Consider the following 15951-nt stretch of genomic DNA (forward strand, 5'->3'; position numbering starts at 1 on the left):
GATATTTTTGGCCAGATAAACCCGGGATAAAGCAGCTCCCATTGCGCCCACTCCCCTTGTAACCATCCGAACGCCCTTTGGGTCATAACCCTAAGTGGCCGCTCACCTCCTGTTCGGCCCTCCGCTCGGCTCATCACAATCCAGGCTCAGAGATAAAACTCAATGGCGATAACAGGTCAGCAATGAGAAATGGGTCGTGACGGACAGCTTATCCCGCCGCCAACCATGAGCAGATGTCACAAGCTGCGTGCCCGGCGTGAAGCCGAACAAACGCGAGTGCCGCGAATGCCGCGGGCAAGACAAAGGCAGATGTAGATAGTGGGGAACTGCGGGGGATAAATCGGGCCGCACCAGAGCGACCATCCCCGGTGGCAAACATGCAGGATTGAGACGAGCAGAAACCGCACAGGCCGCCCGAAGGCAGCCTGTGGATGAGGTCGGCAACCGCACCGACCGGGGGAAAACCAAACTGCGGTGTTAAAAGAGCTTCACCTTGCTCTGGCCCAGCGCATTGAACAGAGCCGGAGTGAGGCTCTCCATATTGCTGTAGAAACCGAGCTGCTGGCAGAGCAGATAGGTCTGCTCGGTCGCCTCCATCAGAAAAGCCTGACTGTAGGCATCACCCGCCGCCTCGGGGCGACCGTCCAGCTCCGCCAGCTTGCCCTGCAGTATGTAGTAGAGCACCGAGCGGCCGCGACTCGCCGCCTTCTCCAGCAGATAGTTGGCCTGCTGTTGCTGGCCGTTGAGGATCGCCTGCAGGGTCAACGCCTCCCACACCCGAGCAGGGAGAGCACCGCTGTTTTGCACCACGCTGGCGAGATGAGTGCCAATCCCCTGCAGCCGCTCGCTCTCGGATTTGCCCGCCAGGGTGGCCAGCGCCTCGCCCGCCAGATAGCGCTCCGCCAACAGCAGCGGCTGATCCGGATGGGCAATCAGCGCCTGCTCCAGCAGATCGATGCCGCGCTTGAGGGCGACCGGATCCCGGCTGTTGATGTAGTACTGCGCCTCCATCATCGCCATCAGGGAGGCATCATCGGTCGGCCAGCCCATCCCCGGCTCGGCATCGGGCTGGTCGAGGGCACGCAGCAGATCCTGGCTGCTCGCCTGCAACACGCCGTGCACACTGTGGCGACTGAGCTGGTACTGATGGCTGAACAGCACCCGGTTGGTGTTGATATTTCGATACTCCAGATCGAGATAGGTGCCGCGGGGCTGGCGGGTGACCCGCACACTCAGCTCCTTGCCGGGCATGATGCCCCCCATCAGAGTGGTGGCGCCGTACTGCACCCGCAGCGGCGTCGCCGCCGCCACCTCGGCCATCAGGGCGCGGGTAATGCCATCGGCGAGGCGCACGTTCTCGTTGTTGTCATCCATGCCGGAGTGAAAGCGGAACACCAGCAGATTGGGATCCAGCATGGAGTGTACCTGGGGGCTGGTGTGCTGGTAGCTGAGCATGCTGACAATGGCGATCAGCACGATGGCAACGAAGATATCGAAACTCACCATCTTCCAGCGGCTGCGGGCATCCTTGGCATGGGTGGAGATGGCGCGGGTCAGGGGCCCGGCGGGAAAAGGGGCGACATTGGGCTGTGCATCATCGTCCTGATCCGCCGCGGGCGGGCTCAGATCGGAGAGCGTCGGGTTGTCGGAGAGAGCGGTATTGACCGCAGGAGCAGGCTGCTCGTCCGCCATCACCACGGATACCACCTGCAACGGCCGCACCGGTGCCACCAGCTTGTAGCCGCGCTTGGGTATGGTGACGATATAGTCGGTCGCATCGGTGCGACCATCTTTGAGGATCTTGCGCAGTTCGAAGATGGACTGGGTCACTACCTGATCGGTCACCTCGGCGCCATCCCACACCTCGTTGATCAGGGCATCGCGGCCAAACACGGTGCCGGCATTGTGGGCCAGAAACCGCAACAGATTGACCAGTCTGGGTTCGAGGTAGACCTCGCGGTCGGGGCGACACAACATGTTGTCGTCAACGCTCAGGGTCCAGTCGTGGATCTCAAAAACCGATTCGCTCATGATTCACTCGCTGCAGATGGTGACAATGCACGATGAGAGAGACGCAAAACCCGGGCTGACTGAACGGAACAAGGCGCTATCACCACAGGTGACAGATAAAAAGAGAACCGAAGCAATCACATCTCTGAGAGTCAGTCTGGCCAGGCCATCCTGTTTACGTCTGAAGGGCATCCTTGCGGGCATTCCGACCACCGGGATCGGAAGGGATCACTTTAAGCAAAACTGGAGCTGGATCCCACTTTTTTTGGCTATAAATCGCCGTTGAGTTGATCCGACACCGCACTTTTCGGCAAATAGCGTGCCAACTAGTATTCATATGAACATCCCATATGCCGGAATCAAAAAGCCCTGAACATCAGGGCTTTCTCATTTCTTCGACAACCGAGGAGACGTTACTTCGCCAGCGGGAGCGCATCCTGCTGACGACTGCTGCGCAGATGACGTCGCCACAACGAGAAGCCGCCGTAGCCAAGACTCAGCACCACCGCATAGAGCACCTGAGTGGCGAGCGCAACCAGCACCAGAGCGCAGAGCAGCACGCTTATCCCCGCCAGCCCCTTGCCCACCCCGCCGAGCAGACGCCAGCCCGCCGCCATGCAGAGCAGGTAGACCAGCACGAAGTTGCCGTTGGCGTAGCGGATCAGCTCATCAAGGGGCAGTCGCAGCCAGATGATAAGGGTGATGCAGAGCAGACAGATGGCGAGCACCAGACCGAGCGCCCGCAGCGGTGCGCCACGCGCGGTGAGCACGGCCAGCGAGGGGGGCAACTTGCCTTCCCGCGCCATGCTCCAGATCAGCCGGGCAAAGCCCTGAATGTAGATATTGATGCTGGCAAAGCAGGAGAGGTAGCCGAGCACCGCCACCAGCCACTTGGCGGTGGGGCCGAACAGCAGCGCCAGCAGGGAGGGGATGGCGGTGGCGTTTTTCGCCTCATCGCCGTAGAGGCAGTATTTGAGCACCACCAGCGAGTGTACCCAGTAGATAAGCCCCGCCAGCAGTACCCCGCCGAGCAGGGCAATGGGGTAGTCCCTCTCCGGCCGCTTGAACTCCTCCCCCATATGGGCGAAGGCTTCCAGCCCGACGAAACACCAGAACATCACCGCCAGCGCCGTAGCCATGGCAGGCCACTCATCCGCGCTCGGCAGCGGTCGGGCCGCATCGCGCCAGCTCACCTCCCCCTTGAACCAGATAAGCAGGGTGAGCCCCAGAATAGCCAGAGCTATCAACAGTTGCAGGTTGCCGGAGGAGCGCGCCCCGCGCAGCCCCAGCAGAAAGACCCCGAGCAGGGTGAGCAGCTGGATGGCCCAGAGGGTCCACTCCCCCATCTCGAACAGGGCGTGCCAGAAGCCGGCGGCAATCATCAGGGCGGCAGGCAGCCCCACCGGCAGCACCGCCAGAAACAGGAAGGCAGAGAAGCGCTCGGCGCCGTTGCCAAAGGCGAGGCCGATCAGGTGCGGCGCACCGCCCGCATGGGGATAGCGACGGCCGAGGCGAGCGAAGGTAAAGGCGATGGGCAGCACCAGCGCAATCAGCAGCAACCAGGCCCAGAGCGAGGCTCCACCCGCCAGCGAGGCGGCAGTCGCCGGTACCACGAAGATCCCGGTGCCGAGCAGCGAGGTGGCGAGCAGCCCCATCCCCTGCCAGAGCCCGAGATCCTTTTTCAACCCAGACATATCCTTTTGTCCCGACTAGAAAAACATCCCGCCATGTTAGGCCTGCTCCGCCCCTTTGTTAAGCACGATGGTTAAGCGCGGCTGCGAGAATATGCAGCCTTTTATTCGGGCTCGGGCCCAGCTTGCAGGGACTCGGCCAGAAAATCCCCCAGCAGGGTGATCTTGAGCACCTGCCGCCGCGCCGCCGGATAGATGAAATAGAGGGTCTTGGCCGGGCTCTGATAGCGGCCAAGCAGCGGCAGCAGACGCCCCGCAGCGATATGGTCACTCACCTGTTCGGCTGGCTGCAAGGTGATGCCAGCCCCCGAGAGCGCAGCCGTCAACAAGGCTGGCCAGTGATTGATGCGCAGGCGCGAGGCAACCCGCACCTCCTCGCTCTGACCATCCTCGCCAACAAACTGCCAGCGCTCGTGCTCGCCCCAGTTGCCGTGCAGACACTGGTGGCGAGCGAGATCGGCCGGATAACGGGGCACGCCGTGGCGATTGAGGTAGTCGGGCGCCGCGCAGAGCCGGTAGTGCTGGTTCAGCAGCGGACGGGCGATCAGCGCCTCATCCTGCGGGCGCAGGGTGCGGATGGCGGCATCGACCCCCTCCTCCACCAGATCGACCCAGCGCGGGGTGAGCTGCAGATCCAGATCCAGCTTGGGGTAGCGGTCGAGAAAAGCGGGCAGCAGCGGCACCAGCCGGTGGTGGCCAAAGCTGAGGGGAGCGGCGATGCGCAGCCGTCCGGCCGGCTCGGCCAGCAGATTCTGGGTGAGCGACTCGGTTAGTGCCAGCTCCTCCAGTACCCGCTGACAGCGAGCGAGAAAAAGCTGGCCCAGCTCGGTGAGGGTCTGCTGGCGGGTGGTCTTGTGAAACAGCTTGCCCCCCAGCCACTGCTCCAGCCCCAGCACATGCTTGCCCACCATCTGGGCGCTGATCCCCTCTTCGCTCGCCACCGCGCTGTAGGAGCCGAGATCCACCACCCGGGTGAAGATACGCATGCTGGTCAATCGGTCCACAACCGCTCCTTTGTTCGTTCCTGAGTAACACGACCCGCTACCGAGCCCTGATTCACAACCAAAAGTTTAGTAAGAAATGGATTTTAGCCAATTTATTCAATTTTTAGTTGTCAATACAGTGATGCCGTCCCTTCCCCACAGGATAAATTCCCATGAAAAGCACCTATCTGGCCGCTCTGCTGGTCGGTCTACTGGCCAGCGGCGCCTGTCAGGCTGCCGAGAGCAGCTTTATCAGCAACCACGATCAAGCCCCTGCCTCAGCAACTCAAACCCGGCCCGATATCTTTCGGGTCAGCCTGCTCGGCACCGGCACTCCGGTCCCCCAGATCAGCCGGGGCGGCTACAGCACCCTAGTCGAAGCGGGCAACCAGAAGCTGGTGTTCGATTTTGGCCGCAACTCCGCCACTCGCCTGTGGCAGCTGCATATCCCCATCGGCCGGGTCAACGCCTTCTTCCTCACCCACTTTCACTCAGACCACACCAACGGGCTGGCGGATCTCTGGCTGACCGGCTGGCTGCAACCGGCCTATGGCCAGCGCCACGCGCCGATGGAACTCTACGGCCCCAAAGGCACCACAGCTCTCGCCCGTGGCTTGCAGCAGGCCTACGCCACTGACATCGCCACCCGGGTCAAGGATGAGGGAACGCCGCTGGACGGGGTGGAGATCAACAGCCACGAGGTCACCGCAGGGGTGATCTACAACCATGACGGGGTCAAGGTAACCGCCTTTGACAACGACCACGGGGTCAACATCAAGCCGTCATTCGGCTATCGCATCGACTACCACGGCCACAGCGTGGTGCTCTCCGGCGATACCCGCTACAGCCCCGAAGTGGTGAAGCAGGCCAAAGGGGCCGACCTGCTGGTGCACTGCGTCTCCATGACCTCTGCCGAGCAGATGAATGCCAACCCCGGCTACAAGGCGATCGCCGGTCACCTCGCCTCCCCCGAGCAGGCGGCCCGGGTAATGAACGAAGCCAAACCGGCGCTGACCGTGTTCAGCCATATCGGCCTCAACGGCAAGATCAGGGTCAAAGATCTGGCGCAGGATCTGCGCGCCCGCTACACGGGCCCCTTCGTCATCGGCAACGACCTGATGCAGATTGATCTGCCCACCACGGCCTCCGGCAAGGGCTATGCCCTCTGGCAGTCGGAGAATATCGACAATAAATAGATGGCACGGATGCCGGTCAGCCATGGCCGGCATCCGCAATCGACACCGGGGGCTATCTTTAAGGGGTGTTTGACCACAAGGAGTTATCTCTATGAGCCTGAAATGGAAGCACCTCGCCCTGGCCACTCTTCCCTTGTTCGGCATGTCGGCCGCTCAGGCGGCGGTGTTGACCAGCCTTGAATGGCCCCCTTACACCAGCGCCAGCCTGCCTGAACAGGGCAAGAGCAGTCGGGTGGTGACCGCAGCCTTTGCCCTGGCTGGCGACCCGCTGACCATCAAGTTCTATCCCTGGCAACGGGCCGTGGACGAGGCGACCAACAACCCCGAGGTGCTGGGTTATTTCCCCGAGTATCTCGACCCCAAGAGCAGTTGCCTCTTCTCCGACCCCATAGGTAACGGCCCCCTCGGCTTTGCCCAGCGAGCCGATCAGCCGGTCACCTGGCAGAGCCTTGATGACCTCAAGGGCAAGAAAATTGGTGTCGTCACCGGTTATGTGAATACCACCGAGTTCGACGAAAAAGTGGCCAGCAAGGCACTCTCGGCCGATGCCACCAGCTCGGACAGCCAGAACCTGCTCAAGCTCGGCAACGGTCGGCTCGATCTGGCGGTCATCGACCAGAATGTGATGACCTATCTGCTGGAGAGCGATCCCCAACTCAAGGACGTTGCCGCCAACCTCGGCTTCAATGGCAAGATCCTTGAGGACAAGTCCCTCCACGTCTGCTTTACCAACTCCGCCAAGGGGAAAGAGGCGCGGGACAAATTCAACAAGGCGCTGGCCAGTGACGAGGTGAAGAAGCTGATGAAGTAGCGATACCGCATCCGCTCGCCGCCCCAAAAAGCCATAAAAAAGCCGCCTCTTGCGAGGCGGCTTCTTCATTCAACTTGGTAACCGGAGTTATCAGGCAATCAGCTTGTAGATGATACCGGACATGGCGATCAGGCCGATGATGGTCACGAAGCCGTTGCTGATGTTGCCAGCGTATTTGCGCATGGCCGGAACCTTGGTGATGGCGTACATCGGCATCAGGAACAGCAGCATTGCGATGATCGGGCCGCCCAGGTCTTCAATCATGCCGAGGATGCTCGGGTTGATGGTGGCGATGGCCCAGGTGGTCAGGATCATGAACACGGCAGTGACTTTGTTCAGTTGCTTGGTGTCAACGTTCTTGCCCTTCTCGCGCAGCGCCTTGGCCATCAGGCCGTTCATGCCTTCTTGCGCACCCAGGTAGTGACCCAGGAAGGATTTGCTGATGGCAACCATGGCGATCAGCGGAGCCACAGTACCGATAACAGGGTTATCGAAGTGGTTGGCCAGGTAGGACAGGATGGAGATGTTCTGTTCTTTGGCAGCAGCCAGGTCAGCCGGGGAGAGGCTCAGTACGCAGCTGAATACGAAGAACATAACGGTCATCACCATCATGACGTGGGCGCCCAGCAGGATGTTGCTGCACTTCTTCTCGGCACCTTCACCGTAACGACCTTTGTTGTCCACCGCGAAGGAGGAGATGATCGGGGAGTGGTTGAAGGAGAACACCATTACCGGGATAGCCAGCCACAGGGTCTTGATGAAGTCACCGTTGAAGGCGTCGGACAGGGCCGGAGCTTCAGTGATGATGGCACCGTTCCAGTGCGGGATCAGGTAGAACGCCAGACCCATCAGGGTGAGTACGAACGGGAATACCAGCACGCTCATCGCTTTGACGATAACCTGGCCGCCCAGACGAACAACCGCCATCAAACCGAGGATCAGGGCCAGTGACAGAACGGCACGGGGAGGTGCAGACATGCCCAGCTGGTGAACAATCACGCTCTCGACGGTGTTGGTGATGGCGACTGAATACATCAGCACGATCGGGTAGATGGCAAAGAAGTAGAGCAGGGTGATGAATTTGCCTGCGGTCTTGCCGAAGTGCTCTTCTACTACTTCAGTGATGTCGCCATCACGGGTAGAGCCGGACAGCACGAAGCGGGTCAGACCACGGTGAGCAAAGAAAGTCAGCGGCAGCGCCAGGATCAACATGGCAACCAGCGGCCACAGGCCACCTACACCGGCGTTGATTGGCAGGAAGAGCACACCGGCACCGATCGCGGTACCGTACAGACCCAGCATCCAGACCACATCGGCCTTGTTGACGCCGCGGGAGGTGTTGCTGGCTAAACGACCATCAGCTGCAATATTCATGTCAGACATACGTTGTTCCTGTCATCTAGGAAAATGGGATTCTTGTTTGGTCGGGCCTTGGCCCGGTTCCATCTCCCTGGAACGCCTGCTGTCCATCCTTGATATTAACCTCTCGCCCCCCGGCAACCTGGCCATCACTCCTTGTGACAACAGGATTGCAACAAACAACAGTGCGAGATTTTGACCCTGAGGGTCGGCGCCCGTCTCACTTAACAACCGATTAACGTGCGCCACTCTTGATGGGCTGACTTTAATTAAATGCCCTTATTAATCACAGCGTTTTTTTGAATTAATCAACCAAAGTTTGATTTTGGTCGCCTTTCGGGCGACCAAGATCACACTCAAAGCGCCTTATTGTGAGTTTTTTTTAACAATTCAACTTAGTTTCACTGGAATCAATGGCCTGCGAGCAGCTACATATTTGCAACAAGCCACCCGTTTAGCGCGGATTGTATGCAGCATGGCCTTGGCGTACCCTTGTGACTCACGCCTTTTTGTTGATTGATGATGACCATTACCCGTACCGATCTCGCCGAACTGGCGGTGTTTGCCGCCGTCGCCCGTCACCGCAGTTTCAGCAAGGCCGCCCTCGAACTCGGGGTCTCCGCTTCCGCCCTCAGCCATAGCCTGAAGGGGCTGGAAGCCCGTCTGGGGGTGCGGCTGCTCAACCGCAGCACCCGCGCCGTGGTACCGACCGAAGCGGGCCAGCGGCTGCTCAAGCAGCTGCTCCCCACCCTCAATACTCTTGAAGAGGCGCTTTGCGAGCTGGCCCGCAACAGCGATGAACCGGTGGGAAGGCTCAAGCTCTGCGCCCCCCGCGGCGCCATCGACAGCCTGCTGGCACCAGTGCTGATCGACTATCTGGCCCGTTATCCGCGGATGCAGGTGGAGGTAGTGGAGCAGGAGCTGATGCCCCGGCTGATTGAAGATGGTTACGATGCCGCGCTCTTTTATGGCGATCTGCTGCCCAAGGAGATGATCGGCATCCCCCTCGGCCCGCCCCAGCGTTATCTGGTGGTGGGCTCCCCGACCTATCTGGCGGAGCACGGTACACCGGAACACCCAAGCGAGCTGAGCCGCCACGCCTGCATCGGATATCGCCTCACCCCGCACCACCACTATCGCTGGGCCTTTGCCGCCCATGGCACCATGCTGGAGATCGAAGTGACCGGGCCGCTCACTACCAGCACCCCAGCCCTCTATCTGGGCGCCGCCGAGGCGGGGCTGGGGCTCGCCTACTGTCTGGAAGAGGAGGTGAGCCAAAAAGTCGCGGAAGGGAAACTGCTCACCGTGCTGGAGCCCTGGTGCCCCACCTTTGCCGGTTTCTACCTCTTCTATCCCAGTCGGCATCAGCTGGGCAGCGGGCTGCGCATCCTGATCGACATGCTCAAGGCGCACTACCAAAACCCCGGATTAGTGAGTAATACTCAGCAATTCATCAAGTGAAACCCTTATTATCACCAAATAAGTATTAATCTAGACTAGCTGTTCGATAATCGAACTCCCCGAGAGAACAGATATGTCTGCCTATTTAACACTGCGGCAACGGGCCATGACCCGTCGCTTCTGGGCTTACGCCCTCCCCTCCATTCTTGCCATGCTGGTCTCGGGGGCCTACTACCTCATCGACGGCATCTTCGTCGGCCACTATGTCGGTGCCGCTGGCCTCGCCGGGATCAACTTGGTCTATCCGGTCATCATGGTGCTGATTGGTCTGGCTGCCATGATCAGCATGGGGGCCGCCACCGCCATCTCCTTCCAGCAAGGGGCGAAAAACGACACGCTGGCCCGTCAGGCGCTGGTCAACGCCCTCTGGCTGCTGGCCGGACTCGGGGGCGTTGCGCCGGTGCTGCTCTACTACACCCACACCGATATCCTGCTGGGGCTGGGGATTGAACAGGGCACAGAGACCTGGAAACAGGCGAGCGACTACCTCACCTGGATTGGCGGCGGCACCCTGCTGCTGGCCAGCAATCTGGCGGTGCCCTATCTGCTGCGCAACGATGGCCGCCCGAAACTGGCCATGGTGCTGGTGAGCAGCGGCGCCGTGCTCAATATCATCCTCAACTACATCATGGTGGGTCGGCTGGGGCTGGGATTGATCGGTACCGCGCAAGCCACCCTGATGGCAGAGGGTGCGGTGAGCTTGATCGGCCTAGGCTACTTCTTCACCCCCTGGGCGCGGCTTCGCCTCAGCTGGCGGGATCTGGTGCCCAACCTCCCCGCCATGCCGCACCTGCTCTTTACCGGTCTGCCGAGCCTGATTGCCCAGTTCAACCTCGGCCTGCTGCTGATGCTGCACAACAGCCAGCTGATGGTGTATGGCAATGTGAAGGATCTGGCGGGCTTTACCGTAGCCGGTTACACCGAAGCGGTCTTTATCGTCATTCTGCAGGGGCTCGCCTTCGGCATTCAGCCGCTGATCAGCAAGGCAGCGGGGGCCAAGCGCCATCGCAACCTCAAGTACCTGATGGAGATGGGGCTCAAGTTCACCTTTATCTACGGCATGCTGGTGTGGCTCACCATCCAGCTGCTGCCGGGACAGGTCGCCATGCTCTATACCGGCGACAAGGATCCCGAGCTGCTGGCCGCCGCCATCAGCAGCCTGACCCTCAACCTCGGCGCCATTCCGCTTGAGGGGATCATCATGTTCGGCATCGTGCTGCTGCAATCCATGGCGCGTACCCGTCAGGCGCTGGTCATCTCCATCGCCAAAACCGTGTTGCTGCTGCCGCTCATCTTCCTGCTGCCGCAACTGTGGGGTCGTGATGGGGTGCTGATGGCCCAGCCCGCGACCGTGCTGCTGCTCACCCTGCCGCTCTGCTGGCTGCTGTGGCGCGAGTGGCTACGCCTGAAGATGTCCTGCGCGCCAAAAGCCAAACAGCGCCCACAACCGGCCCGCGCACGCGCCGCCGTCCAGCTTGCCCGTTAAGGCCACCCATCCCGCAAAACAATAAAAAACCGGCATCCATTGATGCCGGTTTTTGCTATATGGGCGGGTCTGCCTGCCCTTACACAAGGATTCAGGCCAGCACTTGCAGCCCCCACTTATGCCAATACTTCTGGCCTGAGCTGGGCCATCAGCCCCGGGTTGTCGGAGTAATCCACCGGGATCGCCACCACAGCTGGCCCCTCCACTGCCAGCGCGGCCCGCAGAGTGGCGCGCAGCTCGTCGGCCGAACGCACCGCAAACCCGGCCGCCCCGAACGATTCGGCATAGCGTTTGAAATCGATAGGGCCAAAAGAGACGCCGGAGGTGCGGCAATACTTCTGCTGCTCCTGCATCGCGACCATGTTGTAGCCGTTATCGACCCAGATGATGTGGACGATATTGCTCTTGAGCCGCACCGCCGTCTCCAGCTCCATGCTCGACTGCATAAAGCTGCCATCCCCCGATACCGAGATCACCTTCTCACCCGGCCGCACCAGCGCCGCACCGATGGCCCACGGCAATGCCACCCCCATGGTCTGCTGACCATTGGAGATCAGCACCTGACGGGCACGGAAGCTGTAGAGGTAGCGGGCAATCCAGATATGGAAGCTGCCCATATCGACGCAGAGTGTCATGTCGTCGCGCACCAGATCCTGCAGCTCGCGCACGATACGCAAGGGGTGAACCGGATTGCCGTGCAGATCATCGGCCCGCATTGCCAGGCGCAGCCGCTGCTGGCGTACCCCTTGCAGCAGCCGATCTACCTCGAGGGGGCGGATTTTCGGATTGCCCATGATGCGGGTCAGCTGCAACAGGTTGGCGCGGATCGACCCCACCAGCTCGGCGGTCGGGCAGTAGCTGCTGTCGATATCGGCAGGCAGCACGTCGATATGGAGGATGCGCCGCTCCCGGTCGCCATTCCACAGCACGGGGTCGTACTCGATGGGGCTGTAGCCGATGCAGATCACCAGATCGGCCCCTGCCAGCAGCTGATCCCCTGGCTGGTTGTTAAAGAGCCCGACCCGTCCTGCAAAGTCATCGAAGTGGCAGCTGTCCACCACCCCGGCAGCCTGATAGGTACCGGTCACCGGCAGCCGCGCCTTGTCGAGGAAGGCGCGCACTGCCTCGGCATTCTCCGGCCGGCTCGCCATCAGGCCGAGCAGCACCACCGGATTCTGGGCGTTGCGCAGCAGGGTCAATGCCTGCTCCATATTCTGTTCATCGGCGCAGCCCGGCTCCGGCACCTCGCGGGGTACCAGCACATTGCCCTGCACCGGCTTGTTGATGATATCCATCGGCAGGCTGACAAAGGCCGCCCCCGGCCGCCCCAGCTCGGCAGCGCGAAAGGCGTTGGCCATCACTTCCGAAATTGCCGCCCCGCTGTTGACCTGAGCGCTGAACTTGGTGACCGGACGGCAGAGGTTGACCGTATCCATGCTCTGATGAGTGAGTTTGAGGCCGTCGGCACGGCGCACCGCACCGCCCAGCGCCACCATGGGGTCCCCTTCCGAGGTGGCGGTCGCCAGCCCGGTAATAAGGTTGGAGCAGCCGGGGCCCGAGGTGACCAGCGCCACCCCCGCCTTGCCGGTGAGACGCCCCACGGCGGCCGCCATAAAGGCGGCGTTCGCCTCGTGGCGCACCACTATGGTCTCGATGGGGGAGTCCTCCAGCGCATCGAACACCCGATCAATCTTGGCACCGGGAATACCGAACACCTGCTTGACCCCTTGCGCCTCCAGATGACGAACCACCAGCTCGGCACCGCACTTCCACTGTCTGTTTTCCATGATATTGCTCCTTGTCTATCAGCCTTCGGCGGCTTGAATGGCGCGATCGAGATCGGCGGGGTTGAGGTCGGCCTGCCGGAAAGCAGGATCCGATGGCAGGGCCAGATTGAGGTGACGCACCACAGAAAGTCGCAGGGTGCCGTGGGCCATGGTGTAGTCGAGCAGATGGCCCCCCCCCTTGCGATCGGCGGTGATCATGTGCTCGTGAAAGCCCGCCACATTGACCCCCTGCACGAATGGCGGGCAGCGAAAGCCCACCAGGGTTCCCGCCACCGCGGCAAAGCGGAACAGCGGCTGCTGTTCGATGGCTTCCAACATGGGGCGATAGGGGGGCTCCTGGCGCGGCACGGTACGGACCTTGGCCGTTTCAAACTGGCCGTCGAGACGCAGGGCGACAAAGACGTTGTCGGATCCCACCAGCCGATCCACCCACTGGTGGATCTCGTCACGTCTCAGGGGGTGATCGAAGCGACGCTCCAGACAGGGGCGAAAATGGGTCATCACCGCGAAGGGGGTCTTCTGATCGGCGCGGGCGGGCCGGGCCGAGCCATCGGAGCGCAACTGGTGGATCTGGCGCTCGAAGGCGATCAGCTCGCCATCGAGGTGGTTGAAGGTGCCGAGGCCAAAGTCGCCGTGGCGCAGCAGCTCGCTCATGGTGGTCTCCCCTTCGTAGACCCCCGCCAGCAGGGCGCTCATCAGGGAACTCTGGTAGATCTCGCCACCGTCATGCTGCCTGCGCCAGCGGGAAAACTGCTGGCTCACTTCGAGGGCACAGCTGCACCCGGCACTGTCAGATGTTGCAATATGTTCCATTCGGGTTTCACCTCCACCGTGAATCCTGTTAGCGTTCGGATCCAATGGTGACTTGGTTCACATTTCAACACCAATACGCTGATCCCATGACTTTGAGACTCAATCGATATGGAACTTCGTACGCTCCGCTACTTCATGGCCGTTGTTGAAAAGCAGAATTTCACCCGCGCAGCCGAATCACTCAACATGGCCCAGCCGCCGCTGAGCCAGCAGATCCGCAAGTTGGAAGAGACCCTGGGCACCCCGCTGCTGCGCCGTTTGACCCGCAGTGTCGAGCTGACTGAGGCGGGCGAAAGCCTCTATCGGGATGCGGCGCAGATCCTGGTGCTGGCCGATGCGGCAAAACTGAAGGTAAAGCGGATTGCCCGGGGCGAGCAGGGGGCGCTGCGGATCGGCTTTGCCGGTTCTACCGTGCTCCACCCCGCAGTGCTGACCCTGCTGCACGACTACCGGGAGCGCTACCCCGAGGTGGCTCTCAGCCCGCAGGAGGGCACCATGCCGGCACTGGTGGAGGCGCTGCGCAACGATCGGCTGGATGCGGCCATCTTGCGGCTCCCCTGCCGGGGTAGCGAGGGCTTTGCCCATCACCTTATCGAGCAGGAGCCGCTGCTGATCGCCCTGCCGACCAGCCACCCCAAAGCCAAGCCAGGCCCCTTGCCACTGGCCAGCCTGAAGGACGAGAGTTTTATTCTGTTCCCCCACGCCATCGGGCCCGGGCTCTATGACGGCATCGTGGGTCTCTGCCGGGAGGCGGGGTTCGAGCCGATACTGGGGCCCGAATGCCCACAGGTGATCTCCACTGTCGGCATGGTGCAGGCGGGCTTTGGCGTGACCCTGGTGCCCAGCTCGGTGGCGGCGCTGCGCCCGCTAGGGGTCAGTTATCACCCCATTGAGGGCAACGGCATGATGACCAGCATCAGTCTGGCGACACGGCCACACCCAAGCAGTGCCGTGCTGCGGCACTTTATCGCTCAGATCCGTGCCGCCCAGATACGACAAGGCCTCCCGAAGGAGGCCCTGTTGAACAAGCTTGAACCGGTTTGATGGCAAGCTTGCCTGATGCGACTGCTTATTTGACGGTACTGCTTATTTGACAGTCACGCGGGCAAACTTGCGCTTGCCGACCTGATAGACGGCGGTACCGGCACCGATGAGTGCCTTGCCATCTTCCAGCTTCTCGCCATCCACCTTGACCGCGCCCTGCTTGATCATCCGCAGCGCTTCGGAGGTGGTGGCCACCAGATCGGCCTCTTTCAGCAGATTGGCAATGGCCAGCCCTTCGCCTTCCAGTGCCAGTTCGATTTCCGGCATCTCGTCCGGAATGGCGTTCTTGGAGAAGCGCTGGGTGAAATCTTCGTGAGCCGCTTCGGCCGCCGCTTCGTCGTGATAACGGGCGATGATCTCTTTGGCCAGCCAGATCTTCACGTCGCGCGGATTGAGAGTACCGGCCGCGATACCTGCCTTGAACTCTTCGATTTCGGCCAGCGGACGGAAGGAGAGCAGCTCGTAGTAGTTCCACATCAGATCATCGGTGATGGACATGATCTTGCCGAACATCTCGCCCGGAGCGTCGTGAACGCCGATGTAGTTGCCTGCGGACTTGGACATCTTCTTGACGCCATCCAGACCCACCAGCAGCGGCATCATCAGCACACACTGGGTCGCCATGCCGGCATCTTTTTGCAGCTCTCGGCCCATCAGCAGGTTGAACTTCTGGTCGGTACCGCCGAGCTCAACGTCCGCCTTCAGCGCGACCGAGTCATAGCCTTGCAGCAGCGGATAGAGGAATTCGTGAATCGCGATGGATTGGCCGCCGGTGTAGCGCTTTTTGAAGTCGTCACGCTCCATCATGCGGGCCACGGTCTGCTTGGCCGCCAGCTTGATCATGCCGGTCGCACCCAGCTCGCTCAGCCAGGTCGAGTTGTACTCGATACGGGTCTTGGCCGGGTCGAGGATCTTGAACGCCTGCTCCGCATAGGTGAGGGCGTTATGCTTGATGGCCTCTTCGGAGAGCGGCGGACGGGTGGCGTTCTTGCCGGAGGGGTCACCCACCATGGCAGTGAAGTCACCGATCAGCAGGATCACTTCATGGCCCAGATCCTGGAAGGTCTTCAGCTTGTTGAGGATCACGGTATGACCCAGGTGAATGTCGGGGGCGGTCGGGTCCATGCCCAACTTGATGCGCAGCGGGCGCCCTTCCTTCAACTTGGCGACAAGTTCTTCTTCAACCAGAATTTCTTCCGCTCCGCGCTTGATCTCGGCTAGCGCCACCTCGAGCTGGGACATTTTTTGACTCTCCATCACGATTCCACAGGGCCAAACATATTACTGGAATGGCGGGCCAATTGGAAAGG

Annotated in this window: 12 protein-coding genes; 5 read left to right on the forward strand and 7 right to left on the reverse strand. The window is 61.1% G+C overall.

Features of this window, described 5'->3' with window-relative positions:
- Window positions 1-477 precede the first annotated feature (477 nt).
- From cadC to ACTG2T_RS03895, 3 genes are all read right to left on the reverse strand, one after another.
- Window positions 478-2031: a lysine decarboxylation/transport transcriptional activator CadC gene (cadC, locus tag ACTG2T_RS03885; protein ID WP_330124064.1), complete on the reverse strand. Its 1554-nt coding sequence runs from the start codon at window positions 2029-2031 to the stop codon at window positions 478-480.
- A gap of 392 nt (window positions 2032-2423) precedes the next feature.
- The gene (gene yjeH, locus ACTG2T_RS03890) at window positions 2424-3704 is read right to left on the reverse strand and encodes an L-methionine/branched-chain amino acid transporter (protein WP_330124063.1); all 1281 of its coding nucleotides are present in this window, start codon (window positions 3702-3704) and stop codon (window positions 2424-2426) included.
- 101 nt (window positions 3705-3805) lie between these two features.
- Entirely contained in the window at window positions 3806-4705 is a 900-nt protein-coding gene (locus tag ACTG2T_RS03895; protein ID WP_330124062.1) for a LysR family transcriptional regulator, read from the reverse strand.
- 152 nt (window positions 4706-4857) lie between these two features.
- On the opposite strand from ACTG2T_RS03895, the gene ACTG2T_RS03900 reads away from it, so the two are divergent.
- A complete protein-coding gene (locus tag ACTG2T_RS03900; protein ID WP_330124061.1) occupies window positions 4858-5880 on the forward strand; it encodes an MBL fold metallo-hydrolase in 1023 nt (340 codons plus the stop codon).
- 91 nt (window positions 5881-5971) lie between these two features.
- Complete coding sequence (locus ACTG2T_RS03905) at window positions 5972-6691, forward strand: substrate-binding periplasmic protein (protein WP_064338522.1); 720 nt, start codon at window positions 5972-5974, stop codon at window positions 6689-6691.
- Window positions 6692-6781: 90 nt separating this feature from the next.
- Here ACTG2T_RS03905 and ACTG2T_RS03910 read toward each other — a convergent pair whose 3' ends face one another.
- Entirely contained in the window at window positions 6782-8074 is a 1293-nt protein-coding gene (locus ACTG2T_RS03910) for an HAAAP family serine/threonine permease (RefSeq protein WP_005338498.1), read from the reverse strand.
- Window positions 8075-8572: 498 nt separating this feature from the next.
- Between ACTG2T_RS03910 and ACTG2T_RS03915 the strand changes: the two genes are divergently transcribed.
- On the forward strand, window positions 8573-9511 hold the full coding sequence (locus ACTG2T_RS03915) for a LysR family transcriptional regulator (protein WP_113738963.1): 939 nt from the start codon (window positions 8573-8575) through the stop codon (window positions 9509-9511).
- 73 nt (window positions 9512-9584) lie between these two features.
- Window positions 9585-10997 (forward strand): MATE family efflux transporter, encoded by a 1413-nt coding sequence (locus ACTG2T_RS03920; RefSeq protein ID WP_330124060.1) that lies wholly within the window; start codon window positions 9585-9587, stop codon window positions 10995-10997.
- Between the two features lie 116 nt (window positions 10998-11113).
- On the opposite strand, the gene alsS is transcribed toward ACTG2T_RS03920, so the two are convergent.
- Window positions 11114-12784, reverse strand: a complete 1671-nt coding sequence (gene alsS / locus ACTG2T_RS03925) for an acetolactate synthase AlsS (protein WP_058057373.1) — start codon at window positions 12782-12784, stop codon at window positions 11114-11116.
- Between the two features lie 18 nt (window positions 12785-12802).
- A complete protein-coding gene (budA, locus tag ACTG2T_RS03930; protein ID WP_330124059.1) occupies window positions 12803-13597 on the reverse strand; it encodes an acetolactate decarboxylase in 795 nt (264 codons plus the stop codon).
- A gap of 108 nt (window positions 13598-13705) precedes the next feature.
- On the opposite strand from budA, the gene ACTG2T_RS03935 reads away from it, so the two are divergent.
- Entirely contained in the window at window positions 13706-14641 is a 936-nt protein-coding gene (locus ACTG2T_RS03935) for a LysR family transcriptional regulator (protein ID WP_330124058.1), read from the forward strand.
- Window positions 14642-14683: 42 nt separating this feature from the next.
- Here ACTG2T_RS03935 and tyrS read toward each other — a convergent pair whose 3' ends face one another.
- On the reverse strand, window positions 14684-15883 hold the full coding sequence (gene tyrS / locus ACTG2T_RS03940) for a tyrosine--tRNA ligase (RefSeq protein ID WP_005347884.1): 1200 nt from the start codon (window positions 15881-15883) through the stop codon (window positions 14684-14686).
- Window positions 15884-15951: the final 68 nt, after the last annotated feature.

Origin of the sequence: Aeromonas sp. 75A (assembly GCF_051919425.1) — a bacterium.
Classification (GTDB): Bacteria; Pseudomonadota; Gammaproteobacteria; order Enterobacterales; family Aeromonadaceae; genus Aeromonas; species Aeromonas veronii.

What these genes read in the sequence shown, in the direction of transcription:
- ACTG2T_RS03900 (WP_330124061.1), top strand. Translation starts at nt 4,858, where the DNA reads ATGAAAAGCACCTATCTGGCCGCTCTGCTGGTCGGTCTACTGGCCAGC.
- yjeH (WP_330124063.1), bottom strand. Translation starts at nt 3,704, where the DNA reads ATGTCTGGGTTGAAAAAGGATCTCGGGCTCTGGCAGGGGATGGGGCTG.
- alsS (WP_058057373.1), bottom strand. Translation starts at nt 12,784, where the DNA reads ATGGAAAACAGACAGTGGAAGTGCGGTGCCGAGCTGGTGGTTCGTCAT.
- budA (WP_330124059.1), bottom strand. Translation starts at nt 13,597, where the DNA reads ATGGAACATATTGCAACATCTGACAGTGCCGGGTGCAGCTGTGCCCTC.
- ACTG2T_RS03910 (WP_005338498.1), bottom strand. Translation starts at nt 8,074, where the DNA reads ATGTCTGACATGAATATTGCAGCTGATGGTCGTTTAGCCAGCAACACC.
- ACTG2T_RS03915 (WP_113738963.1), top strand. Translation starts at nt 8,573, where the DNA reads ATGACCATTACCCGTACCGATCTCGCCGAACTGGCGGTGTTTGCCGCC.
- ACTG2T_RS03905 (WP_064338522.1), top strand. Translation starts at nt 5,972, where the DNA reads ATGAGCCTGAAATGGAAGCACCTCGCCCTGGCCACTCTTCCCTTGTTC.
- ACTG2T_RS03935 (WP_330124058.1), top strand. Translation starts at nt 13,706, where the DNA reads ATGGAACTTCGTACGCTCCGCTACTTCATGGCCGTTGTTGAAAAGCAG.
- cadC (WP_330124064.1), bottom strand. Translation starts at nt 2,031, where the DNA reads ATGAGCGAATCGGTTTTTGAGATCCACGACTGGACCCTGAGCGTTGAC.
- ACTG2T_RS03920 (WP_330124060.1), top strand. Translation starts at nt 9,585, where the DNA reads ATGTCTGCCTATTTAACACTGCGGCAACGGGCCATGACCCGTCGCTTC.
- tyrS (WP_005347884.1), bottom strand. Translation starts at nt 15,883, where the DNA reads ATGTCCCAGCTCGAGGTGGCGCTAGCCGAGATCAAGCGCGGAGCGGAA.